Origin of the sequence: Streptomyces sp. NPDC018029, assembly GCF_044327655.1 — a bacterium.
Lineage (GTDB): Bacteria > Actinomycetota > Actinomycetes > Streptomycetales > Streptomycetaceae > Streptomyces.
This window is the reverse complement of record NZ_JBIRFV010000009.1, coordinates 1-26,136: the sequence shown is the minus strand read 5'-3', so window position 1 is coordinate 26,136 and position 26,136 is coordinate 1. Positions and strand designations below refer to the sequence as shown.

Sequence of the window (26,136 nt, the reverse complement as noted above, 5' to 3'; positions counted from 1 at the left end):
TCCGCTCTGCCTCTGCTGCTCGCTCACCCGATCACTGTAGGGCGGCGGCCCGTGGCGGCTTCAGATGGCTGCGGGGAGATCTCTGACACACCGTCACCGCCCATACCCGGACAGCTCCCCTACTGCCACGCGAAGCGACGGGCTAGGGTGGCCGGTGCAGAGCACTCGCGGGAGCCCGGGCGCACCGGGCTGAGAGGGAGGCTGGGACGGCCTCCGACCGTACGAACCTGATCCGGGTCATGCCGGCGAAGGGAGGGGCTGGACGCCCATGCATCCACGTACGACACCACCATCCGCCACCTCTGACGTCCTTGTCGTCGGAGGCGGCGTCATCGGCCTGGTCACGGCCTGGCGGGCCGCCCAGCGCGGGCTTTCCGTCGCGCTCGTCGACCCCGCGCCGGGCGGCGGCGCCGCGCAGGTCGCGGCGGGCATGCTGGCCGCCGTCACCGAACTCCACTACGGCGAGCAGACGCTGCTCGGCCTCAACGTCGAGTCCGCCCGCCGCTATCCCGCCTTCGCCGCCGAGCTGACCGAGGCGAGCGGGCAGGACCTCGGCTATCGCGCGTGCGGCACGCTCGCCGTCGCGCTCGACTCCGACGACCGCGCCCACCTGCGCGAACTGCACGCCCTGCAGCGCCGTTCGGGGCTGGAGTCCGAGTGGCTGAGCGGCCGCGAGTGCCGCCGTCTCGAACCGATGCTCGCTCCGGGCGTACGCGGCGGGCTGCGGGTCGACGGCGACCACCAGGTCGACCCGCGCCGGCTCGCGGCGGCGCTCGTGGTGGCCTGCGAGCGGGCCGGTGTGGCCTTCCACCGCGCGTGGGCCGAGCGCCTCTCGGTCGTCCGCGACCGGGCGTGCGGCGTCGTCCTCACGGACGGCACCGAGCTGGGCGCGGGTCTGACGGTGCTCGCGGCGGGCAGCCTCAGCGGGCGCCTCGGGGGCATGCCGCAGGACGTCCTGCCGCCCGTGCGGCCCGTGAAGGGCCAGGTGCTGCGGTTGACGGTGCCGAAGGCGTACGCGCCGTTCCTGAGCCGCACCGTGCGGGCCGTGGTGCGCGGCAGCCACGTCTACCTCGTCCCGCGCGAGAACGGCGAGCTCGTCGTCGGCGCGACCAGCGAGGAGCTCGGCTGGGACACCACGGTGACCGCCGGCGGTGTCTACGAACTCCTGCGGGACGCGCACGAACTGGTCCCCGGCATCACGGAACTGCCGCTGACCGAGACCCGCGCGGGCCTGCGCCCCGGCTCCCCCGACAACGCGCCGCTGCTCGGCCCGACGCGGCTCGCCGGACTCCACCTGGCCACCGGCCACCACCGCAACGGCGTCCTGCTGACGCCCCTGACGGGTGACGTCATGGCGCACGCCCTGACCACCGGTGAACTGCCGGACGTGGCGCGTCCGTTCACCCCGCGCCGCTTCGCCGGGCCCTCCCCCGTACCCCCACCCGCCACGCCGCACTTCACGGAGCAGCACGCATGAGCACGCCCTTCGCCGTTTCCGTCAATGGGGAAGCACGCGACGTGGCCTCGGGCACCACGCTCGAAGCCGTCGTGGCCACTCTCTCCTCGGCGCACTCCGGTGTCGCCGCCGCCGTCAACGAAACCGTCGTCCCGCGCGCGCAGTGGTCCACCACGACGCTCGCCGCGGGCGACCGCGTCGAAATTCTCACCGCCGTCCAGGGAGGCTGAAGCACCATGGCAGACGACCCCTTCGTCATCGGCGGGCTCACCCTCTCCTCGCGCCTGATCATGGGTACGGGAGGGGCGCCCAGCCTCGACGTCCTGGAGCGGTCCCTCATCGCGTCCGGCACGGAGCTGACCACCGTCGCGATGCGCCGCCTCGACCCGGGCGTCCAGGGCTCCGTGCTCTCCGTCCTCGACCGGCTCGGCATCCGCGTGCTGCCCAACACGGCGGGCTGCTTCACGGCCGGCGAGGCCGTACTCACCGCCCGGCTCGCCCGCGAGGCGCTCGGCACCGACCTGGTGAAGCTGGAGGTGATCGCCGACGAGCGCACCCTGCTGCCCGATCCGGTCGAGCTCCTGGACGCCGCCGAGACCCTGGTGGACGACGGTTTCACCGTCCTGCCCTACACGAACGACGACCCGGTGCTCGCACGGAAGCTGGAGGACGTGGGCTGTGCGGCGATCATGCCGCTCGGCTCGCCCATCGGCTCCGGGCTCGGCATCCGCAACCCGCACAACTTCCAGCTGATCGTGGAGCACGCGCGCGTGCCGGTGATCCTCGACGCGGGGGCGGGCACGGCGTCCGACGCGGCGATCGCGATGGAGCTGGGGTGTGCGGGCGTGATGCTCGCCTCCGCGGTGACGCGGGCGCAGGAGCCGGTCCTGATGGCCGAGGCCATGCGGCACGGGGTCGAGGCCGGGCGGCTCGCGCACCGGGCCGGGCGGATTCCGCGGCGGCACTTCGCGGAGGCGTCCTCTCCTGCGGAGGGCATGGCCCGGCTCGATCCGGAGCGGCCGGCGTTCGGGACGCCTTGAGAGGTGCGGGGCTCTGTTCGCTCGCGGCTGCCCCGCCGGTGGGGGCTCGGCGCGCAGTTCCCCGCGCCCCTGACGGGGCGCCCCGGCCCGTCGCCTGTCACAGCTCGGCTGCAGTCCGGCCGTGGGGAGGACCGGCCGGGACGCGGTGTCGGTGGCGGCTCGTAGACTCCCTGCGTGGACACGACCCTTCAGGACCCGCTCGTCGGGCAGCTGCTCGACGGCCGTTACCGGATCGAGGGGCGCATCGCGGTCGGCGGGATGGCCACGGTCTACCGGGCCGTGGACACCCGCCTCGACCGCGTGCTCGCGCTCAAGGTGATGCATCCGACGCTGGCGGCCGACGCCTCCTTCGTCGACCGCTTCATCCGCGAGGCCAAGTCGGTGGCCCGCCTCTCGCATCCGAACGTGGTCGGTGTGTTCGACCAGGGCACGGACGGTTCGTACGTCTACCTCGCGATGGAGTACATCGCGGGCTGCACCCTGCGCGACGTCCTGCGCGAGCGCGGCGCCCTGCAGCCGCGGGCCGCCCTCGACATCCTGGAGCCGGTCCTGGCCGCGCTCGGCGCCGCGCACCGCGCCGGGTTCGTGCACCGCGACATGAAGCCGGAGAACGTCCTCATAGGGGACGACGGCCGGGTGAAGGTCGCCGACTTCGGGCTCGTCCGCGCGGTGGACACCGTCACGAACACCACGGGCACCGTCCTCGGCACCGTCTCCTACCTCGCCCCCGAGCAGATCGAGCACGGCACGGCGGACACCCGCGTGGACGTGTACGCGTGCGGCGTCGTGCTCTACGAAATGCTGACCGGCGCCAAGCCGCACTCCGGCGACTCCCCCGCCCAGGTCCTCTACCAGCACCTCAACGAAGACGTGCCGCCCCCGTCGGCGGCCGTCCCCGGGCTCCCCTTCGCCCTCGACGAGCTGGTCGCCTCCGCCACCGCGCGCACCCCGGACATCCGTCCGTACGACGCGGTGGCGCTCCTCGCGCAGGTCAGGGAGGCGCGGGCCGGCCTGACCGAGGAGCAGCTCGACGCCGTGCCGCCGCAGGCGCACCCGACGGACGACGAGCACCGCGACATCTCCGGGGACCGCACGAGCGTGATCCCGCGCGCGGCGCGCTCCGTGCAGCTCCCGCTGCCCGCGGAGGGCGACCCGGAGGCGCAGCGAGGCGCGGACGCGCTGAACCGCACCAGCGTCCTCACGACTCCGCCACCCGGCCCGCCAGGACCGCCCGCCGCCGCCCCGGCCTCCCGGCGGAGGTTCGACCCGCGCCGCCGCACGATCGCGGTCATAGCCGGCGTCCTGCTGGTCCTCGGCCTCGGCACGGGCATCTGGTACATCAATTCCGGCCAGTTCACGGAGGTCCCGCCGCTCCTGGCGAAGACCGAGGCGCAGGCGAAGCAGCGGCTCGACGCGGCCGGGCTCGAAGTGAAGGACGTCGAGCGCAAGTACAGCGACACGGACAAGCGCGGCACGGTCATGAAGACCGACCCGGCGGTGGGCGACCGCATCCGGCAGAACGACGGGGTGACGCTGACCATCTCGCTGGGCCCCGAGACCGTGAAGGTCCCGAACGTGAAGAGCCTCCCGCTGGCCACGGCGAAGAAGGAGCTCAAGAACTCCGGACTCGCGCCGGGCATGGTCACCAAGAGCTTCAGCGAGACCATCGACAAGGGCTCCGTGATCAGCACGGACCCGCGGGCGGGCTTCACCCGCAAGGCGGGCTCGGCCGTCGCCCTGGTCGTCAGCAAGGGCCGCCCGGTCGAGATCCCCGACGTGCGGGGCGATTCCGAGGCCGACGCCACCGAGGATCTTGAGGACGCCGGGCTGAAGGTCGAGATCGCCCCGACGCGGGTCCACTCCGACGAGGACAAGGGCGACGTCGTGAAGCAGTCGCCCGCCCAGAACAAGACGGTCGCCGAGGGTGACACGGTCAAGCTGACGATCTCCAAGGGCCCGCCGATGGTCGAGGTGCCGGACGTCACCGGCATGAGCGTCGACGAGGCCACGGACGAGCTGGAGAGCGCGGGCTTCGAGGTCGACGAGGACCGCGGCCTGCTGGGCATCTTCGGGGACACCGTGAAGAAGCAGTCGGTGGACGGCGGCGACAAGGCGCCGAAGAACTCGACGATCACCATCACGATCCGCTGAGCCGGGCGCCGGGCTCGTGGCCCGGCCCCGCTCTGTCCCTCCCCGCTCCCGGACCGTTCGGGAGCATCCACGCGCGCGTGCCACCCTTGACGTCGTGAGCAGCAACAAGTCCCCCAACGCAGCGTCCCGCAATCCCGTCGGCGGCCATGTCCCGGTGGCCGGCGGACTCGCCTCCGTCGGCCTGTCGTACGCCCGTGACCTCGGCGCCGAAGCCGTCCAGGTCTTCGTCGCCAACCCGCGGGGCTGGGCGACCCCGCCGGGCAACCCGAAGCAGGATGAGGCGTTCCGCGCGGCCTGTGCCGCCGAGAACATCCCGGCGTACGTCCACGCGCCCTACCTGATCAACTTCGGCTCGCACACCGAGGCGACCGTCGAGAAGTCCGTGGAGTCCCTGCGCCACTCGCTGCGCAGGGCCCGCGAGATCGGCGCGCTCGGCGTCGTCGTGCACACCGGCTCGGCGACGGGCGGCCGGGACCGGGCGGTCGCCCTGAAGCAGGTGCGCGACCGGATGCTGCCGCTGCTCGACGAGCTGACGCACGACGACGACCCGTTCCTGCTCCTGGAGTCGACCGCGGGCCAGGGCGCCTCGCTCTGCTCCCGCACCTGGGACTTCGGCCCGTACTTCGAGGCGCTGGACTCGCACCCCAAGCTCGGCATCTGCCTGGACACCTGCCACATCTTCGCGGCGGGCCACGACCTGACGGGTCCGGGCGGCATGAAGCAGACCCTGGACCTCCTCGTGGACACGGTCGGCGAGGGCCGTCTGAAGCTCGTGCACGCCAACGACTCCAAGGACGTCGTCGGCGCCCACAAGGACCGCCACGAGAACATCGGCACCGGCCACATCGGCGAGGAGCCGTTCCGCGAGCTGATGGTCCACCCGGCCACCGACGGCGTACCGCTGGTCATCGAGACGCCCGGCGGCAAGGAGGGGCACGCGGCGGACGTGGCGCGCCTGAAGGGGCTCAGGAGCCTGTAAGAAACACCCGTGGACCGGGGGCGGGCCCTAGAACTCGGGGCCGTCCCCGGGCTCCTCCTGGTAGGAGTAGCGCTGCTCCCGCCAGGGGTCGCCGAGGTTGTGATAGCCGCGCTCCTCCCAGAAGCCGCGGCGGTCGGCGGTCATGTACTCGATGCCGCGGACCCACTTGGGGCCCTTCCACGCGTACAGGTGGGGCACCACGAGCCGGAGCGGGAAGCCGTGCTCCGCGGTGAGCAGTTCGCCGCCTTTGTGCGTGGCGAAAATCGTGCGGTCGGAGGCGAAGTCCGCCATCCGCAGATTCGAGCTGAAGCCGTACTCCGCCCAGACCATCACATGGGTGGCGTTCGGCGCGGGCGGGGCGATCTCCAGGAGCGTGCGGGCCGGCACCCCGCCCCATTCGGCGCCGAGCATGCTGAACTTCGTGACGCAGTGCAGGTCGGCGACCACGGTGTCGTACGGCAGGGCGGAGAATTCCTCGTGCGTCCAGCAGTGCTTCGCACCGTCGGCGGTGGCTCCGAAAACCCTGAACTCCCAGCGCTCCGGCCGGAACTTCGGCACTGGTCCGTAGTGCGTGACCGGCCAGCCGCGCTGCAGCCGCTGACCCGGCGGAAGCTCCGGCTCCGCCGCCTGTCGAGATGCGCGTTCCGCCGGCTGACCCATGACTCCATCCTGACAGACCCGGGGCGGTGGACGTGACCAGACGAAGTCTGACAGATACGGATTCGGGCAACTCCTACTAAGCGTGCACTTACTGGACGCCCTCCGAACACCGGTGCAAAGATGCGCGCACCTGCCCAGTCAACCGCGTGGAAGGAGCCTCTGCGATGCAGGGCGACCCCGAGGTCATTGAATTTCTCAACGAGCAGCTGACCGCCGAACTGACGGCGATCAACCAGTACTTTCTCCACGCCAAGATGCAGGAGAACTTCGGCTGGACCAAGCTCGCGAAGTACACCCGGTCCGAGTCGTTCGACGAGATGAAGCACGCGGAGGTGCTGACCGACCGGATTCTGTTCCTCGACGGTCTGCCCAACTACCAGCGGCTCTTCCACGTCCGGGTGGGCCAGACGGTCACCGAGATGTTCCAGGCGGACCGGCAGGTCGAGGTGGAGGCGATCGACCGCCTCAAGCGCGGCATCGAGGTGATGCGCGCCAAGGGCGACATCACGTCCGCGAACATCTTCGAGTCGATCCTCGCCGACGAGGAGCACCACATCGACTATCTGGACACCCAGCTCGAGCTCGTCGAGAAGCTGGGCGAGCCGCTCTATCTCGCGCAGCTCATCGAGCAGCCGGAGAGCTAGGGCTAGGCGGCCTCGTCCAGGTCGGCGAGCACCGGCTCCCCCTGGTCCACGAGGTCACGGCGGGGGCACGCGCCCCGGCCGAGCAGGGCCTGGATGCGCCGCACGCACGAACCACAGTCCGTGCCCGCCTTGCAGGCCGACGCTATCTGGCGGGGGGTGCAGGCCCCGTCCGCCGCGTGCTTCTTCACCTGCGCCTCGGTGACCCCGAAGCAGTTGCAGACGTACACGCGGTTCACCTCCCGGACAGGACTCATCGGTAGCGCCGTCCCGATTGATCGGTGAGGCTAACCTAACCTTACCCGCGACGTCGGGTCCACAAAAGCCCCGGATACGCCGGTGGGGCGCGGATCACACGGATCCGCGCCCCACACGTACGTACACCTCGAAGGACTACTGGTCGCGGTACATCTCCGCCACCAGGAACGCCAGGTCGAGCGACTGGCTGCGGTTGAGCCGCGGGTCGCAGGCCGTCTCGTAGCGCTGGTGCAGGTCGTCGACGAAGATCTCGTCGCCGCCGCCCACGCACTCGGTGACGTCGTCACCGGTGAGCTCGACGTGGATGCCGCCCGGGTGGGTGCCGAGGGCCTTGTGGACCTCGAAGAAGCCCTTGACCTCGTCGAGCACGTCGTCGAAGCGGCGGGTCTTGTGACCGGAGGCCGCCTCGTACGTGTTGCCGTGCATCGGGTCGGTGATCCAGGCGACGGTCGCGCCGGAGGCGGTGACCTTCTCGACCAGCTCGGGCAGCTTGTCGCGGACCTTGTCGGCGCCCATGCGGACGATGAAGGTCAGCCGGCCGGGCTCGCGGTCGGGGTCGAGGCGCTCGATGTACTGCAGCGCCTCCTCGGCCGTCGTGGTCGGGCCGAGCTTGACGCCGATGGGGTTGCGCACCTGGGAGGCGAACTCGATGTGCGCGTGGTCCAGTTGGCGGGTGCGCTCACCGATCCAGACCATGTGGCCCGAGGTGTCGTACAGCCGGCCGGTGCGGGAGTCGACGCGGGTCAGCGCCGACTCGTAGTCGAGGAGCAGCGCCTCGTGGGAGGCGTAGAACTCGACGGTCTTGAACTCCTCCGGGTCGGTGCCGCAGGCGCGCATGAAGTTGAGCGCGTTGTCGATCTCGCGGGCCAGCTGCTCGTACCGCTGGCCGGAGGGGGACGACTTCACGAAGTCCTGGTTCCAGGCGTGCACCTGGCGCAGGTCGGCGTAACCGCCGGTGGTGAAGGCGCGCACCAGGTTGAGCGTGGAGGCGGAGGCGTTGTACATCCGCTTGAGGCGCTCGGGGTCCGGGATCCGGGCCTCTTCGGTGAAGTCGAAGCCGTTGACGGAGTCGCCCCGGTAGGTCGGGAGCGTCACGCCGTCGCGGGTCTCGGTCGGCTTCGAGCGCGGCTTGGAGTACTGCCCCGCGATGCGGCCCACCTTCACGACGGGCACGGACGCCGCGTACGTGAGGACGGCGCCCATCTGGAGCAGCGTCTTCAGCTTGTTGCGGATGTGGTCGGCGGAGACGGCGTCGAAGGCCTCGGCGCAGTCGCCGCCCTGGAGCAGGAACGCCTCTCCCTTGGCGACGGAGGCCAGTCGGGCGCGCAGCTGGTCGCACTCGCCCGCGAAGACGAGCGGCGGATACGACTCGAGGTCCGCGATCACATCGCGCAGAGCCTCGGCATCGGGGTACTCGGGCTGCTGCGCCGCGGGCAGGTTTCGCCAGGTGTTGCCACCGGTAGCGGTGGTCTTAGCGTTCACGGTCACCTCGTCAACATTACGTGGTGCAGCGCGCCGTCCATTCACCCGCTCACGAAGTGAGACGGAGCAGACACGGTGGAGTGATCGGTTCCCGCTGCCCGCTCGCCGGCGCTCGGGGCCGCGAGGGCGAGCCTGCGGTGGACGCGGCGGAGCATCATGCGGGCCATGAAGGGGTGCACCGGCCGCACGGCGGCCCAGTAGAGCCTGGCGCGCAGCGTGTCCGCCCGGACGGCCGTGCTGAGCGTGACGTGCTGCTCGTCGACCAGGATCGAGGCGCGGGCGGTGAGGCCTGCCGTGTTCACGTCCATCAGCAGCTCGCCGCCCTCGCGGGCGAGGACGGGGAAGGCGTCGCGCAGGACGCCGGTCCAGGCCGCGGGGTCGCGGGGCAGTCCGGCGCGCAGGTCCATGCGGTACGCGTCCCGGTAGCCGGGCTGGTCCACGGAGGCCCGGAGCAGGCGGGCACCCTCTGGAACCGCCACCGGCACCGGCCGGGGCCACCAGAGCCGGTTGAGCAGCCGCAGCCGGGGCGACCAGCGGACGGGCCGGGCGCAGCCGCCCGCCGCCGCGCGCTCGATGTTGTCGAAGAGCTCTTCGAGCATCGTGTCGTGCACGGGCCGGACCGCCGTGGGCCACAGGAGGCGGTCCACACCGGACTGCCGCATCTCCAGGACGTGCCGCACGAGGCAGCGCCCCTCTCCCCGCGGCTCGACCGTCAGCTCGTGGAAGCCGTCGTCCGGCGGGGTGAAGGCGAAGCGGACGCGGCGGCCCGGCTCGTGGGCCGTGACGGAGTACCGGATCGGGCCGTGGCCGCCGGTCGCGCCCACACCGAGGGGGCGGTCGAAGGTCATGGGCGCCCAGGCCGGGACGGGGAAGACTGGGTCGTCCTCGGCCGACAGACGGTCCAGGAGCGCCCCCACCACCTCCGCCGGAGCCTCGACGACCCGCTCGTGCTCGTTGCGTACGACTCCCATGCCGCACCTCCATACGCTGGCGTATGGTCACCGTACGGTAGCGTATGGACATGGCGCAACGGCAGCAGAAGAAGGCCACGGCGAAGCCCCGGCTGACCGCCGACGACTGGGCGGACGCCGCCCTGACGGCGATCGGCGACGGCGGGCTCGCGGCCGTCGCCGTGGAGCCCCTCGCGGTCCGCCTCGGCACCACCAAGGGCAGCTTCTACTGGCACTTCGCGAACCGCGACGCGCTCATCGACGCCGCCCTCGACCGCTGGGCCGAGCTCCACACGGAGGGGATGATCAGCCACGTCGAGACCGAGCCGGACCCCCGCAAGCGGATCCGGCTGCTCTTCGCCGAGGCCATCACCGCCGCCGCCTCGGGCCCGCTGGAGGTCTCCCTGCTGGCGACGGCCGAGCACCCCCGGGTGGCGGCGGCCCTGCGGAAGGTGACCGAGCGCCGTCTGGCGTACGTCGCCGAGCTCTTCGCCGGTCTCGGCTTTCCCGAGGCGGAGGCGCGCCGGCGCGGTCTGCTCGCGTACAGCGTCTATCTGGGCCACACCCAGCTCGGCCACGCGGTGCCCTCGGCCGTGCCGTCCGGCGCGGAACTCGGCGCGTATCTCGACGAGAGCCTCGATCTCCTGATGACCAGGGCCTCGGTCTCCTGATGATGCGCTAAGGTGCGGGGCATGCACGCGCAGACGACGACTCGTAACTGGTGGTGGCCCGCTCATCCGGCGGCCCACTGACTGCGCGTATCCACAGACTCGCGAAGGCCGCCCGAGGGGCGGCCTTCAGTGTTTTCCGGACTTCCCGGGGCCGGGCCGTTCCTCTCCGAGTGAGAAGGAACCAGCCCCATGCACCCCACGCACCTCACCGACCTCCTGTCCGACGACCGCCCCTTCGCCCTGCTGCGCCGCCGCACACCGGGCCGCGACCACGACACCGTCGAGGTCCTGATCGGCCCGACGGGCACGTACGACCGCCTCGCGGACATCCCCGAGGGCCTCGCGCTCGTGCCCTTCCGGCAGATCAGGGAGCGCGGCTTCGACGTCCGCGACGACGGCACGCCGCTGACCGTCCTCATCCCCGAGGAGACGTACGAACTCCCGCTCGACGCGGCTCTCTCGACGCTCCCCGCGCACGACGTGCGGGTCGAGGGCGGCGCCTTCGACGTGGACGACGCCGCCTACGCGGACATCGTGGGGCGCGTCCTGCGCGAGGAGATCGGCCGCGGCGAGGGCGCCAACTTCGTCATCCGCCGCACGTACGAGGGCGACATCCCGGGCTTCGGGCGTGCGGACGCCCTCGCGCTCTTCAGGCGGCTGCTCGTGGGCGAGCGGGGCGCGTACTGGACGTACGTCGTGCACACCGGGGACCGCACGCTCGTCGGGGCCAGCCCCGAGGTGCACGTGCGGATGTCCGGCGGGACCGTCGTCATGAACCCCATCAGCGGCACCTACCGCTACCCCGCCGACGGGCCCACCCCCGAGGACCTGCTCGCCTTCCTCTCCGACGGCAAGGAGATCGAGGAGCTCTCGATGGTCGTCGACGAGGAGCTCAAGATGATGTGCACCGTCGGCGACATGGGCGGCGTCGTGATCGGGCCGCGCCTGAAGGAGATGGCCCACCTCGCCCACACCGAGTACGAGCTGCGCGGCAAGTCGTCGCTGGACGTGCGGGAGGTCCTGAAGGAGACGATGTTCGCGGCGACCGTCACCGGGTCACCCGTGCAGAACGCCTGCCGCGTCATCGAGCGGCACGAAGCCGGCGGCCGCGGCTATTACGCGGGCGCCCTCGCGCTCATCGGCAGGGACGCGGGCGGCGCGCAGACCCTGGACTCCCCCATCCTGATCCGCACCGCCGACATCTCCCCGGCCGGGCGACTGCGGGTGCCGGTGGGCGCCACGCTGGTGCGCGGCTCCGACCCCGCGGGCGAGGTCGCCGAGACGCACGCGAAGGCCGCCGGAGTGCTGGCCGCGCTGGGCGTACGCCCCGGCAGGCCGCACGAGGAGGGCGCGCGGCCCGCCCTCGCCGACGACCCGCGGGTGCGGGCGGCCCTCGACGGCCGGCGCGCCTCGCTCGCGCCGTTCTGGCTGCGGATGCAGGCGCAGGCGAGCGCACTCACCGGCCACGCGCTCGTCGTGGACGGCGAGGACACCTTCACCGCGATGCTCGCGCACGTCCTGCGCTCCTCCGGCCTGCGGGTCTCGGTGCGGCGGTACGACGAGGAGGGGCTGCGGGAGACGGTGCTCGCGCACGAGGGGCCCGTCGTGCTCGGCCCGGGGCCCGGCGACCCGTCCGACCACACCGACCCGAAGATGCGGTTCCTGCGCTCGCTGGCGGCCGAGGTGATCCGCGGCCATGAGTACGGCGTGCTCGGCGTCTGCCTCGGGCACGAGCTGATCGCGGCCGAGCTGGGCCTGGAGATCGTACGGAAGGAAGTGCCGTACCAGGGCGCGCAGACGGACATCGACCTGTTCGGGCGGCCCGAGACCGTCGGCTTCTACAACAGCTTCGTGGCGCACTGCGACGACGAGTCGGCGGCGGAGCTGGCCGCGCACGGCGTGGAGGTCAGCAGGGACGGGACGAGCGGCGAGGTGCACGCGCTGCGCGGGGCGGGCTTCGCGGGCGTGCAGTTCCACCCGGAGTCGGTGCTGACGCTGCGCGGCACCGCGATCGTGCGGGAGCTGCTCGGTCAGCTCCTGGCCGCCGCGGGGACCAGGACGTTCTCCGAGCGGCGGCCCGCCAGGTAGTCCAGGACGTTGTGCACCGTGGTGTCGATGATCTGGCCCACCGCGTCCACGGTGTAGTACGCCTGGTGGGAGGTGACCACGACGTTCGGGAACGTGACGAGGCGGGCCAGCGTGTCGTCCTCGACGACCTCCAGGGACTTGTCGAGGAAGAAGAGTCCCGCCTCCGCCTCGTACACGTCCAGGCCCACCCCCGTGAAGCGTCCCGCGCGCAGCTCCCCGACCAGGGCGTCGGTGTCGATCAGGCCGCCGCGGCTGGAGTTCACCAGGATCGCGTCGTCCTTCATCGTCCGCAGCGCCTCGGCGTCGATGATGTGCTGGGTGGCCGGGAGCAGCGGCACGTGCAGGCTGACGAGGTCGGCCTCGGCGAGGAGTTCGTTCTTCGTCACGTACTTCATGCCGAGCTCGGCGCAGGCGGGGTTCTCGGCGACGTCCCAGCCGAGCAGCCGCATGCCGAAGCCGTGCGCGATGCGGGTGAAGGCCTCGCCGATCTTGCCGGTGCCGAGCACGCCGACCGTGCGGCCCCGCAGGTCGCGTCCCATCAGGCCGTCGAGGCGGAAGTCGAAGTCGCGGGTGCGGTTGCTCGCGCGGACGATGCGGCGGTTGACGGCCATCGCCAGGGTCCAGGCGAACTCCGCCACGGAGTAGGGCGAGTAGGACGAGACGCGGGCGACGGTCAGGCCGAGGCGTTCGGCGACCGGCAGGTCGATGTTGTTGAACCCGGTGGAGCGCTGGGCGATCATCCGGGTCCCGCCGGCGGCGAGGGTCTGGAGCACCCGGTTGTCGAGGGTGGCGTTGACGCTGGAGGAGATGACCTCGTAGCCGGCGGCGATCGGGGCGGTGTCCTCGTTCAGGAACACGTCGAGGCAGCGGACGTCGTGGTGCCCTTCGAAGGCCTTCTCGATCAGCGGCTTTTCGTCGGACTGCACGCCGAATGCGAGGATTTCCATGGGTGTGAGTCTATTGACCGGTTTCCGGGACGGCACCCGGGGGGGCCGTCCCGCAGCCGGAACAGTCAGCCGAAGAAGACGCCGACCTCCGCGTACAGCGCCGGGTCCACCGTCTTGAGGCGGGCCGTGGCCTCCGCGATCGGGACGCGGACGATGTCCGTGCCCTTGAGGGCGACCATCTTGCCGAAGTCCCCGTCGCGCACCGCCTCGATCGCGTGCAGGCCGAAGCGCGTGGCGAGCCAGCGGTCGAAGGCGCTCGGGGTGCCGCCGCGCTGGACGTGGCCGAGGACCGTGGTGCGCGCCTCCTTGCCGGTGCGCCCCTCGATCTCCTTGGCCAGCCACTCGCCGACTCCGGACAGCCGGACATGCCCGAAGGAGTCCTGCGTCCCGTCCTTGAGGACCATCTCGCCGTCCTTGGGCATCGCGCCCTCCGCGACGACGACGATGGGGGCGTACGACGCCTTGAACCGCGAGGTCACCCACGCGCAGACCTGGTCGACGTCGAAGCGCTGCTCGGGGATGAGGATGACGTTGGCGCCGCCCGCGAGGCCCGAGTGCAGGGCGATCCAGCCCGCGTGGCGGCCCATGACCTCGACGACGAGGACGCGCATGTGCGACTCGGCGGTGGTGTGCAGGCGGTCGATCGCCTCGGTCGCGATGCCGACGGCCGTGTCGAAGCCGAAGGTGTAGTCGGTGGCGGAGAGGTCGTTGTCGATGGTCTTCGGGACGCCGACGACCGGGACGCCGTACTCGTCGGTGAGGCGCGCGGCGACACCGAGCGTGTCCTCGCCGCCGATCGCGATGAGGGAGTCGACCTCGTGCTTGGCGAGGTTCTCCTTGATGCGGCGCACGCCGTTCTCCACCTTGAACGGGTTGGTGCGCGAGGAGCCGAGGATGGTGCCGCCGCGCGGCAGGATGCCGCGGACCGCCGGGATGTCGAGCTGGACGGTGTCGCCCTCCAGCGGCCCGCGCCAGCCGTCCCGGAACCCGACGAAGTCGTAGTCGTACTCCTGCACGCCCTTGCGGACGACGCCCCGGATGACCGCGTTGAGCCCGGGGCAGTCGCCGCCTCCGGTCAGTACGCCAATTTTCTTGGCCCCCATGGAACAGTCCCTTCGCCTCAGTGACCTGATGCGAGTCACGCTAATGGTGATCCAGGTCACTCAGGGACGGTGCGAATGGTCAATTCCTGTGCCGCACTGGGGAGTTGATCACGCGCTTTCACCCGTACGAGGGGTCACGCGTCGTCGGGCCTGTCGATGCCGCGCTCTATCGCGTACCGCACGAGCTCCACCCTGTTGTGCAGCTGGAGCTTGCCCAGGGTGTTCTGGACGTGGTTCTGCACGGTGCGGTGCGAGATGACCAGGCGCTCGGCGATCTGCTTGTAGCTCAGGCCCTTGGCGACCAGGCGCAGGACCTCCGTCTCGCGGTCGGTGAGCTGCGGGGCCTTCGGGTCGTCCGGGGTGCCGGCCGCGGGCTCGGTGGCCAGCCGGCGGTACTCGCCGAGGACCAGGCCCGCGAGGCCCGGGGTGAAGACGGCGTCGCCGACGGCCGTGCGGCGCACCGCGTCGATCAGCTCTTCTGTGGACGCCGACTTCAGGAGATAGCCGGTGGCGCCGGACTTGACCGCCTCCAGGACGTCCGCGTGCTCGCCGCTCGCGGAGAGGACGAGGACGCGCAGCGCCGGATTGGCGCCGACCAGCTCCTTGCAGACCTGCACGCCCGGCTTCAGCGGCAGGTTCAGGTCGAGGACCAGGACGTCGGGCGCCACCGCCTGGGCGCGGCGGACGGCCTGCTCGCCGTCGCCCGCGGTGGCGACCACGTCGAGGCCGGCCTCCGCGAGGTCACGGGCGACGGCGTCGCGCCACATGGGGTGGTCGTCGACGACCATGACCTTGATCGTGCCGACCGTCACCCCGTCCCCCGCGGTGGCCGGTTCCTGCCGTTGCTGCTGCTCGTTCATCTCGCCTTTCCTGCCTTCCCCCGTGTGTCCCGCGCCTCATCGCGCGGCACTCTCAGTTCCACTTCCGTGCCCTGGTCCGGCACCGAGATCAGCTCGGCCGTGCCGCCGATGTCCCGCAGCCGCCCCCGGATCGACAGGGCCACGCCCATGCGCCCCTCCCCCTCGGCCTCCGCGAGCCGGCCCTCCGGGATGCCGGGGCCGTCGTCCCTGACGGTCACGATCACCCCGTCCGGCTCGTCCTCGACCAGGATCCAGGCGTGCGCGTCCGGCCCGGCGTGCCTGCGGACATTGTCCAGGGCGGCGCCGACGGCGGCGGCCAGCTCCCTCGCGGCGGGCGGCGCGAGGAGCACCGGCGCCCCCGGCTCGGAGAGCGTCACCTTCGCGCCCGCGTGCCGCGTGAGGAGCGAGCGCAGGTCGCGGGGCTCGTCGTCGTCCTGCTCGTCGGGCACCTCGACGGCGCGGACGACGGCGCCCTGCGCGAGGTCCTCCGACGCGTACGAGGCGGGGACCATGCCGCCGGCGACGAGGGTCCGCAGGGCGACCTCCTGCTCGCCCGCGAGACGGCCGAGCTCCGCGGCCTCGCCGCCGATGGCGGTGCCGCGCCGCTGCACCATGGCGAGGACCTGGAGGACGCTGTCGTGGATGTCGCGGGCGAGCCGTTCGCGCTCGCGGGTCGCGGCCTCTATCTCCAGGGCGCGGGCCAGGGTGCGCTCGGAGGCGCGGGCCAGCTCCACGACGTAGCCGATGGCGATGGAGGCGATGCAGACCAGCAGGACGTTGTGGACGGTGTCGCGGCTGAACGCGCCGCGCTGCACCACGTTGGCGACGCCCACCAGCAAGGACGCCGAGGCCGCCCAGCGCCAGCCGCCCTTGATCGCGAAGGCGAGGACGGAGCCCGCCGTCCATATGGAGGGCAGTGTCGGGCCGCCGTCGACGATCCGCTGCTGCGAGTCGGCGAGCGGTGTGAGCAGGATGCCCACGATCGCGACGGTCAGATCCGTGACGAGGAACCGCTTGGTGCAGCTCGCCGCGTTCGCGACGCGGGGCAGGGTGGCGAGGGTCCAGGGGGCGAGCACCGCGTAGTAGGCGATGGCCAGCCAGGGCCGGTCCAGCTTCTCGTGCGCCGTCGTGAAGAGGCCGATCGCGTACAGCATCGTCAGGACGCGGTACGCGGTGAGCGCACGCCACAGCGGCTGCTCGACCGACATCCTCATGACTTTCTCGCGCTCGGCCATGTCCCCCGACCCCCGCCCCCGTGTGCCCCACCCCTGAACGGACGCGGCTAGGAGCCGGACCGTTCCCTGCGCCCGCCCTTGTGTCCGTCCTTGTGCCCGTCCTTGTTCGCGTCCTTGTGTGCGTCCGCCGCCTTGGCCGCCTTGGCCGCGTCGGAGATCTGGCGCTTCGCGGCCGTCGCGTACATGTCGACGTACTCCTGGCCGGAGAGCTTCATGATCTCGTACATGACCTCGTCGGTCAGCGCGCGCAGCACGAAGCGGTCCTGCTCCATGCCCTGGTAGCGCCGGAAGTCGAGCGGCTTGCCGATGCGGATGCCGGGCCGCATCAGCTTGGGCATCACCTTGCCCGGCGGCTGGATCTTCTCCGTGTCGATCATCGCGACGGGGAGGACGGGCGCGCCGGTGGCGAGGGCCACGCGGGCGAGACCGCCCGGTTTGCCGCGGTAGAGGCGCCCGTCGGGCGAGCGGGTGCCTTCGGGGTAGATGCCGAAGAGTTCACCGCGCTCCAGGACCTCGATGCCGCTCTTGATGGCCGCCTCGCCCGCGCCGCGCGCGCCGGAGCGGTCCACCGGGAGCTGGCCCACGCCCTTGAAGAAGGCCGCGGTGAGCTTGCCCTTCACGCCGGGCGAGGTGAAGTACTCCGCCTTGGCGATGAAGGTGACCTTGCGGTCGAGGACCGCGGGAAGGAAGAAGGAGTCCGAGAACGAGAGGTGGTTGCTCGCCAGGATCGCGGGGCCTTCGGCGGGGACGTTCTCAAGGCCCTCCACCCAGGGCCTGAAGCCGAGCTTCAGCGGCCCTCCGATGGCAACCTTCATTGCGCCGTAGATCAAACCGAGTGCCTCCTGTTTCTGTGGATCAGACCTTAACCCGGGGTACGGCCAATGGGCCCGACGACCCTGGTCGGTGTCAGTCCGGTCGCGTACGGTGAAGTACTCCTCGCAACCCCCCTGATCCCCTCGTCACATCTCACGAAGGAGACCGAAGGTGCCGGTCCTCCCCGGAGCCGAGCCGTACCGCCACGAAGGCGGCGAGGTCGGCGTCCTCCTCTGCCACGGCTTCACCGGATCCCCGCAGTCGCTGCGCCCCTGGGCGGAGTACCTGGCGGAGCGCGGCCTCACCGTCTCGCTGCCGCTGCTGCCCGGGCACGGCACCCGCTGGGAGGACATGCAGGTCACCGGCTGGCAGGACTGGTACGCCGAGGTGGAGCGCGAGCTGCGGGGCCTCCTCGACCGGTGCGAGCAGGTCTTCGTCTTCGGGCTGTCCATGGGCGGCGCGCTCGCCCTGCGCCTGGCCGCCAAGCACGGGGACGCGATCAGCGGCCTCGTCCTGGTCAACCCGGGGAACAAGGTGCACGGCGTCGCGGCCCACGCGCTGCCGGTCGTGCGGCACTTCGTGACGACGACCAACGGCATCGCGAGCGACATCGCCAAGCCCGGCTCCGTCGAGATCGGCTACGACAAGGTCCCGCTGCACGCCGCGCACTCCCTGCGCCGCTTCTTCCGCCTGGTCGACGCGGAACTGCCGCAGGTGACCCAGCCGTTGGTGGTGCTGCACAGCCCGCGCGACCACGTGGTGCCGCCCGCCGACTCGGCCCGCATCCTCGGCCGCGTCTCCTCCACGGACGTCAAGGAGATCCTGCTGGAACAGAGCTACCACGTCGCGACGTTGGACTACGACGCGGACCGGATCTTCCAGGAGAGTTACGCGTTCATCGCCCGGCTCGCCCCCAGCGTCGGCAAGGAAGGGACGGCCACCGGTGGCTGAGCACGAGGCGGCGGACCGCGACGAGAGTCGCGACCCGGAGAAGAGCCCGGAGAAGAGCAGAGTCCCCGGTGACGGGGTCCCGCTGGACGAGGACGCCGCCTGGCAGGCGATCGTCGCGGGGTACGGCGAGGAGCCCGCGGACCCGCCGGGCGCCAAGCCCTTCAAGTCGGTGGAGGACCTGGCCCTCCTGGAGACGGAGACGAACGGCCCCGCGGACGGCCCCGGCGGTCCCGGCCCGCTGAAGAGCCCCGCCGAGCCCGGCGCGGACGACAAGTCCGGCACCGACAAGCCGCTCGGCAGCTCCGTCTCGTTCGCGCCCGGAGTCGGGCCGATGGCCGGCGGATCGACGGTCGGCGGGCCGCGCGACTACACCACGCCCGACCCCTCCGACGACGACTTCGACGCCGGCGACGAGGGACACTTCGTGCCGCCCGAGCCGCCGCCGCTGCCCGAGGCCGACGTGACGGCCAAGTTCGCCTGGCTCGCCGTGCTCGGCGGCCCGCTGCTCGTCCTGCTCGCCGTGCTGCTCGGCTGGCAGATGACCTGGTGGCTGACCACGCTCGGCATCGGCGGCTTCCTCGGCGGCTTCGCGACGCTGGTGATGCGGATGAACAGCGGCGACGACGAGGAGGACGACGACCCGGGACGCGGCGCCGTCGTCTGAACCACCCGGCCCGCGTGAGGCCCGTCCGGAACTGTTCCGGACGGGCCTCACGCATGTCACGGCACGGCACGGCACGGCACACACGTCACGACGCCGCACGCATGCCACGACGCCGATGGAACCCGATCCCGCCCGGCGGCGAAGGAGAGGTGAACCACCGAACGAGCCCAAGCCTTCGAGGCGTATCGACGAACGAAAGGAGCCCCGATGACCGTCGAACCCGGCGTCCCCCTTCGAACGGGGCAGCACGAGCAGAGTGACGCCTGGTCCATCGAGCGGTCGCGGGACGAGCCCGAGCGGTTCGCCGTCCTCTTCGACCGGCACGCCGACTCCGTGTACCGGTACGCGGCCCGCCGGCTCGGCCCCGAGGCGGCGGAAGACCTGATGGCGGAGACCTTCACCACCGCCTTCAAGCAGCGCCACCGGTACGACCCGGCGCGGGCCGACGCCCGCCCCTGGCTGTTCGGCATCGCGACCAACCTCATCGGCCGACACCGCAGGGCCGAGGCGCGCCGCTTCAAGGCGCTCGCGCAGGTCCCCGCCCCGGTGCCGCACGAGGAGCCGGTCGCCGACCGCGCGGTCGCCCGCGCGGGCGCCGAGGGGGTGCGCGGTGACCTGGCGCGGGCCCTGGCCGGGCTCTCCGCGCGCCACCGCGACGTGGTGCTGCTGGTGGCGTGGGCCGACCTCAACTACGAGGAGGCGGCCCAGGCCCTTGGGGTGCCCGTCGGCACCGTCAGGTCACGGCTGCACCGGGCTCGCAGGACACTGCGCGAAGCACTGGGCGGATCCGATCCGACAGCTTTCCAGGAGGCACACGCCCATGAATGAGCTCGACGAACTGCGCGGCTGGGAGGCGGGGGCTCCCCCGCTGGACGACGAGACGCGCCACCGCGCGCGGGTGCGTCTGTTCGCCGCGATGAACGAACCGCCCGCAGCGGTACGGCCGCCCGGACGCCGGCGCGTGCTGCGCATCGCCCTCACCGGCCTCGTGACGGCCGCGGTGGCCGCGACCGTCCTGGTCACCGTCGACGGCGCGCAGGAAGGACAGCAGGCCAAGCCGCCCGCCACCGACTCCCCGAACGTGGCCAACGTCGCCGCGTCGAAGGTGCTCAACGGCGCGGCCGCCTGGGAGCGCAGGCACGAGCAGCGGACCGCGGTGCCTCGCGACGGCCAGTTCATCTACTCCAAGCGGATCATCAAGGAGACCGAGCAGAAGACCGGCGAGGTCAGGACGTACACCGACGAGATGTGGGACTCGGTGGACGGCTCACAGCGCTCCTTGAGCATGGAGCTCGGCAAGATCATGTGGGAGGAGCCCCTGGGCGAGAACGAGAGCGTGTGGCCGCCCCGCAGGTGGGACGAGCTGAAGAAGCTGCCCACCGACCCCGAGAAGCTCGTCCCTGCCATCGTCTCCGCGGGCGGCTCCGGCGGGTCGATCAGCGACCTCACCGAGGACGACCGGTGGCAGGCCTACTTCCTGCTGGGCGAGCTCCTGAAGGCGCCGATGCTGCCCGAAGGCCTGCGCGCCGCAGCCTACGAAGGGCTGGCGCTCGTGCCCGGCGTCAAGACGGTCGAAGGGATCAAGGACTCCGCCGGGCGTACCAGTGTGGGGATCGCCTACCCCGGCCAGTTCAAGGGCCGGTACCTCATCTTCGACGCGAGGTCCTATGAATTCCTGGGCTTCCGCGACGAGCGGGTCTCGCGCGACGGCAAGAAGACGTACGTCCAGCTGTCGCACACGGTCGAGTGGGCGATCGTCGACAAGGTGAGGCAGCGCCCCTAGGTCTCACCGAGCGCTCGCCTCGTGGGCCTCACCGGGAGGGGGGAACCCTGAGGGCGGCCAGGACCGGCAGGTGGTCCGTGGCCGCCCTCAGGTCCTCCTGGCTCACCCCGGGCAGGTCCGACGGCACGCCACAGCCGAGGACCTCGATCCCGGAGGTCGCGAAGATCGCGTCGATGCGCTGGTGCGGGTCGTCGGGCGTCGAGGTGTTCTCGCCGCCCCACGGCTCGGCCGCCCAGCAGTCCTGGAGCCCCTCGGCGAGCCTGCGGAAGGTGCGGCCGCCCGGCCGCTCGTTGAGGTCGCCGCCCGCGACCGCGTGGTCCACGCCCATCCCGGCGAGCCGGTCGAGCAGCATCCCGCCCTGCGCGTACCGCTCGTCGGACTGGAGACTCAGGTGGCAGCTCAGGACGCCGAGGCGGGCGCCGCCGAAGCGCACGACGGCGGTGGCGAAGCCGCGCCGGTGCAGCCCTGGGGTGAGCGGCAGCAGCACGTCCTCGGTGCGCTCGACCGTGGCGCGCAGCGAGCAGAGCAGCGCGGGTCCGGCCGCGCTGCCGCCGCCGGAGAGGATCACCAGGTCGGCGGCGCGCGCGAGGCGGGCCAGCTTCTTGCGCCAGCGGAAGAACCGCGGCGCCTCCTGGACCAGGACGAGGTCGGGGGCGCAGGCGGCGATGGTCCGGGCGAGCGCGGCGGTGTCGTCGCGCATCGAGCGGATGTTGTAGCTGAGCACCCGGATGACGGCCGAACCGTCGGATTCGGTGCGCGAGTCGGGGAGCGTGGAGCTCGGGCTCGTCGGCATGGCGATCAAGATACGCGAACGCCGGACGGGCTGGAGGTATCCGGCCTGTCCGGCGTTGAGGACGAGCTGAGGATATCCAGCCCGTCCGGCGTTTGAGGACGAGCGCGCAGCGCGATCGACGGCGCCCCCCTCACGGGGTCACATGACGGGATCGGGCTCCCGCGCGAGGTCCGCCGCGCCGACGAGCCCCGCCTTGTTGCCCAGCTGGGCGGCGATGACCTGGGCCTCGGGGCGCCAGGCGGCGCCGACGAGCCAGCGCTTGAAGGACTTGCGGATCGGGTCGAGGACCAGCTCGCCCTCGTCCGAGAGGCCGCCGCCGACGATGAACGCGGACGGGTCGAAGAGCGACGCCAGGTCGGCGAGGCCGGCGCCCGCCCAGCGGGCCAGCTCGCGGTAGGAGTCGATGGCGACGGGGTCGCCCTGCCGCGCGGCCATCGAGATGTGCTTGCCCTCGATGCCGTCGGGGGTGCCGTCGCCGAGCGAGAGGAGGTACTCGGCGTTCTCCGGGGTGGCGTTGGCGCGCTGCTTCGCGTACCGCACGAGGGCGCGTCCCGAGGCGTACTGCTCCCAGCAGCCCTGGCTGCCGCAGCCGCAGAGCAGGCCGTCCGGCACCATCCGGATGTGGCCGAACTCGGCGGCCACGCCGAAGTGGCCGCGGCGCAGCTTGTTGCCGATGATGATGCCGCCGCCGAGGCCGGTGCCGAGCGTGATGCAGATGACGTTGCGGTGGCCCTTGCCGCCGCCGAACCTGTACTCGCCCCACGCCGCGGCGTTGGCGTCGTTCTCGACGACCACGGGCAGGCCGACGCGCTTTTCGACCTCGTCCTTGAGCGGCTCCTGCCGCCAGTCGATGTTCGGCGCGAAGTAGACCGTGGAGCGCTGGCGGTTGACGTATCCGGCGGCGCCGATGCCGACGCCGACGATCTCGTGTCCGGCCCGTGCGCCCGCCACCGCGGAGGCGATCGCGTCGACGATGGCCTCGGAAGTACCAGGGGTCGGCACCTTGAAGGTCGAGAGGATGTTGCCGTCCTCGTCGACCACTCCGGCCGCGATCTTGGTGCCGCCGATGTCGACGCCGATGGTGAGTCCCATGAATCCCTCAGTTCGATCGAGCCCCGCTACGGCCCACCGTACCCGAGGGGGGTCAGTCCAGATCGATGTGTTCGCCCGCCGCGGGACCGTCGTCCTTGCGATCCCCGCCGCGGGTCCAGCGGCTCTCCTGGCCCTCGACCGCGGAGCGGTAGGCGGCGAGCAGTTCGGAGCCGGCCGCCGCGAGGTGGTCGAAGACGTCGGGGTTGCGCTCGATGACCGGTTCGACGACGGCCTTGGCCTCCCTGACGACCTGCTTCAGGGTCTGCTCGACGGCGCCCTGCGCGACCGCGCCGAGCAGCGGCGTCTGCAGTCCCGAGAGCTTCTCCGAGACCGCGTCGACGAGCTTGCGCAGCTCCTCGGCCGCCGAGCCGGGCTGCGGACCGTACTGCGCGCGGCGGCGGGCCTGCTCCGCCGCGAGATCCTCGGCGCACGCCTGCTCCCAGGCGTTGGCGTCGGCTTCGGGGGCTTCGTGCCCGGTGGCATCGCTCATGCCACTCGACGTTACCCGAATGGCGGTGGGGCGTTCACCGTCCGGACGGCCACAGGTCCGGGTCCGGCGTGAACCGGACCCGCAGCTCGCCCTCGTGCAGGCCGGCCCCCGCGACGGTGCAGCGGCGCAGCGCGGAAGGGAGGGGGACGATGCGGCGGAAGGGGCCCGCGGTGACGACGAGTTCGTCGCCGCGCCGGATGAGGCCGAGCTCGTCGCGTGCGACGCCGGGCAGCGGGATGTGCCACAGATAGACGCGGCCGCGGCCGCCGTCGTCGGCGGTGGCGTCGGTGACGGGCCAGGGCTCCGTGTCCGGGGTGCCGGGAGCGGGCGCGGTGAGGCCGAGAGCGGCGAGGTCGTCGGCACCGCGCGGGTCCCGGCCGAGGTGGCGGACCCTGGCGACATGGTCGTACGCAGACTCCCACTCGGTGAGCGTCTTGTGCTGCTGGGCGCAGAGGCCGGCCAGCCAGGTGTCGGAGGTCGCGTCCGGCAGGACGCGGTTGGCGACCAGGAGGTCGGTGCGCAGGCCGTGCAGGGCGAGGCCGGTGGCGGCGGTGCGGACGGCGTCGGCGCCCGCGGGGCCGGGTTCGGCGACCAGGCGGACGGTGGTGGTGGGGGCCTCGATCACGCGCTGGACGGCGGCGAGGTCGTCCTCCCTGCGGGCGGCGGTCTCGTACAGCCAGGCGGCGGGCATCGGGACGCCCGCGAGGCGGCCGAGCATGGGGCGCAGGGCGCGGGCCGCCTGCCGCTCGGGCGGGAGCAGCCGGCGCAGATAGCGGCGGAGCTGCTCGGGGAGCGCGAGGGTCGCGAGGGCCTTGGCGGTGGGCGGCAGGTCGACGACGACGGTGTCGTACGCGTCGTCGCGGGCGGCGTCGCGCAGGGCGCGCAGCAGGGCCAGCTCCTCGGCTCCCGGCAGCGGGGTCAGCTCCTCGCCGTCGAGGCGTTCGGCGCCGAGCAGGTCGAGGGCGGAGGCGGCACGTTCCTGCAGGGCGAGCAGGTCGTCCCGGAAGCGGTCGTCGGCGTCGGGCCGGTGGGCGGTGAGTCCGGGGTGCGCGTCCGGTGCGCCGAGCGCGGTGCCGAGCGCCGTATCGAGGGTGTCGGCGCGGTCGGCGGAGATCACGAGGGTCCGGTGGCCTGCGCGGGCCGCGGCGAGCGCGGTGGCGGCGGCGACGGTGGTTCGGCCGGAGCCGCCGGGGCCGGTGACGAGGAGGGTGCGCATAAGGGGGAACGGTACGGGAGCGCGTTGCGGGGTGCGGGGGCGCCCACTCGCCGTGGGGGGCGGGGTGCCTCGGCGGCTTCCGGTTGTGTGTGGTTGCTCGCGCAGTTCCCCGCGCCCCTGGGAGTCGGGGCTGCGCCCCGCTCCCCCCTTACGCCGTGCCGGACTCCACGCGCTTCTTCAGGCCCGCCAGTGCGCGGTCGATGATGACCTTCTCGGCCTTGCGCTTGATCATGCCGAGCATGGGGATCTTGACGTCGACGGTGAGCTGGTAGGTGACCTCGGTGCCGGTGCCGACGGGCTTGAGGAGGTACGAGCCGTCCAGCGAGCGGAGCATCTGGGACTTGACGAGGGTCCAGCTGACTTCGTTGTCGCCGGTCCAGGTGTAGCCGAGGGTCTGGTCGTCCTTGATCGCGCCGGCGTCCATGACGAGGCGGACCTGCTCGGCGCGGCCCCGCTCGTCGGTGGCGAGCACCTCGGCCTCCTTCACCTCCCCGGTCCAGTCCGGGTAGCGAGCGAAGTCGGCGATCACTCCCATGACCTCGGCCGGTGCCGCCTCGATCATGATGCTCGAGCTGGTGTGTTCCGCCATCGCTGTGGCTCCTCCAGATGCGGTCCGGGACAGAGGGGTGTGTACCGCGTGAAGGCTACCGCGCGCCGCGTGGTCACCACTCCAGGGCCCAGGGCCTGGACGACCCCGCGAAGTGCCCGACGTTCACGCACTCCGTCGCGCCGACGCGCATACGCCGGACCAGCGGCTGGTGGACGTGGCCGAAGAGGGCGTACCGGGGACGGGTCCTGCGGATCGCTTCGAGCAGCGCCCGGCTGCCCCGTTCGAAGCGGCGGGCCACGGTGTCGTAGAGGAGCTCGGGCACGTCCGGCGGGATGTGCGTGCACAGGACGTCGACCTCGCCGACGGCCTCGATCTTCGCGGCGTACTCCTCGTCGCTGATCTCGTAGGGCGTACGCATCGGGGTGCGCAGGCCGCCGCCGACGAAGCCGAAGACACGGCCGCCGATCTCGGCCCGCTCGCCGTCGAGGACGGTGGTGCCGGGGCGCGCGTACTCCGGCCAGAGGGTCGGGATGTCGACGTTGCCGTAGGTGGCGTAGGTCGGGGTGGGGAAGGCCGCGAACATTTCGGCGTACTGCTTGCGGACGGCGCGTTCGATCGCCGTTTTCCGGTCGGTGTCGATGCCGGCCCACAGTTTCCGGCCGAATTCGCCGGCCTCGTCGAAGCGTCGGGCGGTGCGCAGCTCGACGAGCCTGGTGGCGTTCGCCGGGCCGAAGAGGTCGGGGAAGATGCCGCGCGAGTGGTCGGCGTAGTCGAGGAAGAGGACGAGGTCGCCCAGGCAGACGAGCGCGTCCGCGCCGTCACCCGCGCGGGCGAGGCCCTCGGCGTTGCCGTGCACGTCACTGACCACATTGACCCGGAAAGCTGGCATGCCGATCACCCTAGGACGGTCGCCCGGCGGGCGGTAGGGGCTCTTGACAGTGTGCGACCTGCGGTTACTTCCGAGTCAGGAAGACCGTGGCGTACTGTGCGATTCAGACCAGAACGACGTGTGACGCACCGAACATCTGGCCCTGCCCCCCTACCGAACCAGCCATACCGATGGGTAACGTCCGGGCAGTCCAGTAGTGCTCAGCCCCCACTCGACTGAGCACCTGCCCGATCTTGGACCGCACCGTCGCAGCACACAACGTCGTGGCGCCGGCGCCCTATGTAGGAGCAGCAGTCTTGCGCGAGTTCAGCCTTCCGGCCCTGTACGAGGTCCCTGCGGACGGCAATCTGACCGACATCGTCCGTAGAAATGCC

The 26,136-nt window shown here is 71.9% G+C and carries 28 protein-coding genes and 1 riboswitch; of the genes, 13 read left to right on the top strand and 15 right to left on the bottom strand.

The window, feature by feature from the left end; translation table 11 throughout:
- Positions 1-157: 157 nt before the first annotated feature.
- Positions 158-271, top strand: a riboswitch (TPP riboswitch).
- From thiO to ACH4D5_RS26530, 5 genes are all read left to right on the top strand, one after another.
- Entirely contained in the window at positions 269-1,477 is a 1,209-nt protein-coding gene (gene thiO / locus ACH4D5_RS26550) for a glycine oxidase ThiO (protein WP_398307161.1), read from the top strand. Its footprint overlaps the riboswitch before it by 3 nt.
- Positions 1,474-1,686, top strand: a complete 213-nt coding sequence (gene thiS / locus ACH4D5_RS26545) for a sulfur carrier protein ThiS (RefSeq protein ID WP_398307159.1) — start codon at positions 1,474-1,476, stop codon at positions 1,684-1,686. Before thiO ends, thiS begins: the two co-directional genes overlap by 4 nt.
- Before the next feature lie 6 nt (positions 1,687-1,692).
- Positions 1,693-2,496, top strand: a complete 804-nt coding sequence (locus ACH4D5_RS26540) for a thiazole synthase (RefSeq protein ID WP_398307157.1) — start codon at positions 1,693-1,695, stop codon at positions 2,494-2,496.
- Between the two features lie 174 nt (positions 2,497-2,670).
- Complete coding sequence (gene pknB, locus ACH4D5_RS26535; protein ID WP_398307156.1) at positions 2,671-4,647, top strand: Stk1 family PASTA domain-containing Ser/Thr kinase; 1,977 nt, start codon at positions 2,671-2,673, stop codon at positions 4,645-4,647.
- 94 nt (positions 4,648-4,741) lie between these two features.
- Positions 4,742-5,626 carry a deoxyribonuclease IV gene (locus ACH4D5_RS26530; protein WP_398307154.1) on the top strand — a complete coding sequence of 295 codons (885 nt, stop codon included), beginning with the start codon at positions 4,742-4,744 and terminating at the stop codon, positions 5,624-5,626.
- Between the two features lie 27 nt (positions 5,627-5,653).
- Here ACH4D5_RS26530 and ACH4D5_RS26525 read toward each other — a convergent pair whose 3' ends face one another.
- Positions 5,654-6,286: a sulfite oxidase-like oxidoreductase gene (locus ACH4D5_RS26525; RefSeq protein WP_398307152.1), complete on the bottom strand. Its 633-nt coding sequence runs from the start codon at positions 6,284-6,286 to the stop codon at positions 5,654-5,656.
- A 164-nt stretch (positions 6,287-6,450) separates the two neighbouring features.
- Between ACH4D5_RS26525 and bfr the strand changes: the two genes are divergently transcribed.
- A complete protein-coding gene (gene bfr, locus ACH4D5_RS26520; RefSeq protein WP_362992482.1) occupies positions 6,451-6,930 on the top strand; it encodes a bacterioferritin in 480 nt (159 codons plus the stop codon).
- Positions 6,931-6,932: 2 nt separating this feature from the next.
- On the opposite strand, the gene ACH4D5_RS26515 is transcribed toward bfr, so the two are convergent.
- The 3 genes from ACH4D5_RS26515 to ACH4D5_RS26505 form a co-directional block, all read right to left on the bottom strand.
- The gene (locus ACH4D5_RS26515) at positions 6,933-7,184 is read right to left on the bottom strand and encodes a bacterioferritin-associated ferredoxin (RefSeq protein WP_398307150.1); all 252 of its coding nucleotides are present in this window, start codon (positions 7,182-7,184) and stop codon (positions 6,933-6,935) included.
- A gap of 136 nt (positions 7,185-7,320) precedes the next feature.
- Complete coding sequence (locus ACH4D5_RS26510) at positions 7,321-8,673, bottom strand: class II 3-deoxy-7-phosphoheptulonate synthase (protein ID WP_398307148.1); 1,353 nt, start codon at positions 8,671-8,673, stop codon at positions 7,321-7,323.
- 35 nt (positions 8,674-8,708) lie between these two features.
- Complete coding sequence (locus ACH4D5_RS26505; RefSeq protein ID WP_398307146.1) at positions 8,709-9,638, bottom strand: DUF2867 domain-containing protein; 930 nt, start codon at positions 9,636-9,638, stop codon at positions 8,709-8,711.
- 44 nt (positions 9,639-9,682) lie between these two features.
- Here ACH4D5_RS26505 and ACH4D5_RS26500 point away from each other — a divergent pair, with 44 nt between their 5' ends.
- The 3 genes from ACH4D5_RS26500 (at position 9,683) to ACH4D5_RS26490 (ending at position 12,376) form a co-directional block, all read left to right on the top strand.
- Positions 9,683-10,288 carry a TetR/AcrR family transcriptional regulator gene (locus ACH4D5_RS26500; protein ID WP_398307145.1) on the top strand — a complete coding sequence of 202 codons (606 nt, stop codon included), beginning with the start codon at positions 9,683-9,685 and terminating at the stop codon, positions 10,286-10,288.
- Positions 10,289-10,309: 21 nt separating this feature from the next.
- Positions 10,310-10,369, top strand: coding sequence for a trp operon leader peptide (locus tag ACH4D5_RS26495; RefSeq protein ID WP_106977022.1), 60 nt, complete (start codon positions 10,310-10,312; stop codon positions 10,367-10,369).
- Between the two features lie 108 nt (positions 10,370-10,477).
- Entirely contained in the window at positions 10,478-12,376 is a 1,899-nt protein-coding gene (locus ACH4D5_RS26490) for an anthranilate synthase family protein (protein ID WP_398307143.1), read from the top strand.
- Here ACH4D5_RS26490 and ACH4D5_RS26485 read toward each other — a convergent pair.
- From ACH4D5_RS26485 to ACH4D5_RS26465, 5 genes are all read right to left on the bottom strand, one after another.
- Positions 12,319-13,323 (bottom strand): 2-hydroxyacid dehydrogenase, encoded by a 1,005-nt coding sequence (locus ACH4D5_RS26485; RefSeq protein WP_398307141.1) that lies wholly within the window; start codon positions 13,321-13,323, stop codon positions 12,319-12,321. The genes ACH4D5_RS26490 and ACH4D5_RS26485 overlap by 58 nt on opposite strands.
- 65 nt (positions 13,324-13,388) lie before the next feature.
- Positions 13,389-14,426 carry a 6-phosphofructokinase gene (locus ACH4D5_RS26480; RefSeq protein ID WP_398307139.1) on the bottom strand — a complete coding sequence of 346 codons (1,038 nt, stop codon included), beginning with the start codon at positions 14,424-14,426 and terminating at the stop codon, positions 13,389-13,391.
- A gap of 134 nt (positions 14,427-14,560) precedes the next feature.
- Positions 14,561-15,214 (bottom strand): response regulator, encoded by a 654-nt coding sequence (locus ACH4D5_RS26475; RefSeq protein WP_398307793.1) that lies wholly within the window; start codon positions 15,212-15,214, stop codon positions 14,561-14,563.
- A 68-nt stretch (positions 15,215-15,282) separates the two neighbouring features.
- Positions 15,283-16,521 carry a MacS family sensor histidine kinase gene (macS, locus tag ACH4D5_RS26470; RefSeq protein WP_398307137.1) on the bottom strand — a complete coding sequence of 413 codons (1,239 nt, stop codon included), beginning with the start codon at positions 16,519-16,521 and terminating at the stop codon, positions 15,283-15,285.
- Between the two features lie 47 nt (positions 16,522-16,568).
- On the bottom strand, positions 16,569-17,336 hold the full coding sequence (locus tag ACH4D5_RS26465; RefSeq protein WP_398307135.1) for a lysophospholipid acyltransferase family protein: 768 nt from the start codon (positions 17,334-17,336) through the stop codon (positions 16,569-16,571).
- 169 nt (positions 17,337-17,505) lie between these two features.
- Here ACH4D5_RS26465 and ACH4D5_RS26460 point away from each other — a divergent pair, with 169 nt between their 5' ends.
- The 4 genes from ACH4D5_RS26460 (at position 17,506) to ACH4D5_RS26445 (ending at position 20,732) form a co-directional block, all read left to right on the top strand.
- Positions 17,506-18,285, top strand: a complete 780-nt coding sequence (locus ACH4D5_RS26460) for an alpha/beta hydrolase (protein WP_398307133.1) — start codon at positions 17,506-17,508, stop codon at positions 18,283-18,285.
- Entirely contained in the window at positions 18,278-18,949 is a 672-nt protein-coding gene (locus ACH4D5_RS26455; protein WP_398307131.1) for a hypothetical protein, read from the top strand. Before ACH4D5_RS26460 ends, ACH4D5_RS26455 begins: the two co-directional genes overlap by 8 nt.
- A 207-nt stretch (positions 18,950-19,156) precedes the next feature.
- The gene (locus ACH4D5_RS26450) at positions 19,157-19,777 is read left to right on the top strand and encodes an RNA polymerase sigma factor (protein ID WP_398307129.1); all 621 of its coding nucleotides are present in this window, start codon (positions 19,157-19,159) and stop codon (positions 19,775-19,777) included.
- Complete coding sequence (locus tag ACH4D5_RS26445) at positions 19,770-20,732, top strand: CU044_5270 family protein (protein WP_398307127.1); 963 nt, start codon at positions 19,770-19,772, stop codon at positions 20,730-20,732. Before ACH4D5_RS26450 ends, ACH4D5_RS26445 begins: the two co-directional genes overlap by 8 nt.
- A 28-nt stretch (positions 20,733-20,760) precedes the next feature.
- Here the strand turns inward: ACH4D5_RS26445 and ACH4D5_RS26440 are convergent, their stop codons facing one another.
- The 6 genes from ACH4D5_RS26440 to ACH4D5_RS26415 form a co-directional block, all read right to left on the bottom strand.
- The gene (locus tag ACH4D5_RS26440) at positions 20,761-21,525 is read right to left on the bottom strand and encodes an endonuclease/exonuclease/phosphatase family protein (protein WP_398307125.1); all 765 of its coding nucleotides are present in this window, start codon (positions 21,523-21,525) and stop codon (positions 20,761-20,763) included.
- 138 nt (positions 21,526-21,663) lie between these two features.
- On the bottom strand, positions 21,664-22,617 hold the full coding sequence (locus ACH4D5_RS26435) for an ROK family glucokinase (protein ID WP_398307123.1): 954 nt from the start codon (positions 22,615-22,617) through the stop codon (positions 21,664-21,666).
- A 52-nt stretch (positions 22,618-22,669) separates the two neighbouring features.
- Positions 22,670-23,107, bottom strand: coding sequence for a DUF5304 domain-containing protein (locus tag ACH4D5_RS26430; protein ID WP_398307121.1), 438 nt, complete (start codon positions 23,105-23,107; stop codon positions 22,670-22,672).
- Between the two features lie 34 nt (positions 23,108-23,141).
- Positions 23,142-24,323, bottom strand: coding sequence for an ArsA family ATPase (locus tag ACH4D5_RS26425; protein WP_398307119.1), 1,182 nt, complete (start codon positions 24,321-24,323; stop codon positions 23,142-23,144).
- A gap of 148 nt (positions 24,324-24,471) precedes the next feature.
- The gene (locus tag ACH4D5_RS26420) at positions 24,472-24,912 is read right to left on the bottom strand and encodes an SRPBCC family protein (RefSeq protein WP_398307117.1); all 441 of its coding nucleotides are present in this window, start codon (positions 24,910-24,912) and stop codon (positions 24,472-24,474) included.
- A gap of 73 nt (positions 24,913-24,985) precedes the next feature.
- The gene (locus tag ACH4D5_RS26415) at positions 24,986-25,762 is read right to left on the bottom strand and encodes a metallophosphoesterase (protein WP_398307115.1); all 777 of its coding nucleotides are present in this window, start codon (positions 25,760-25,762) and stop codon (positions 24,986-24,988) included.
- Positions 25,763-26,136: the final 374 nt, after the last annotated feature.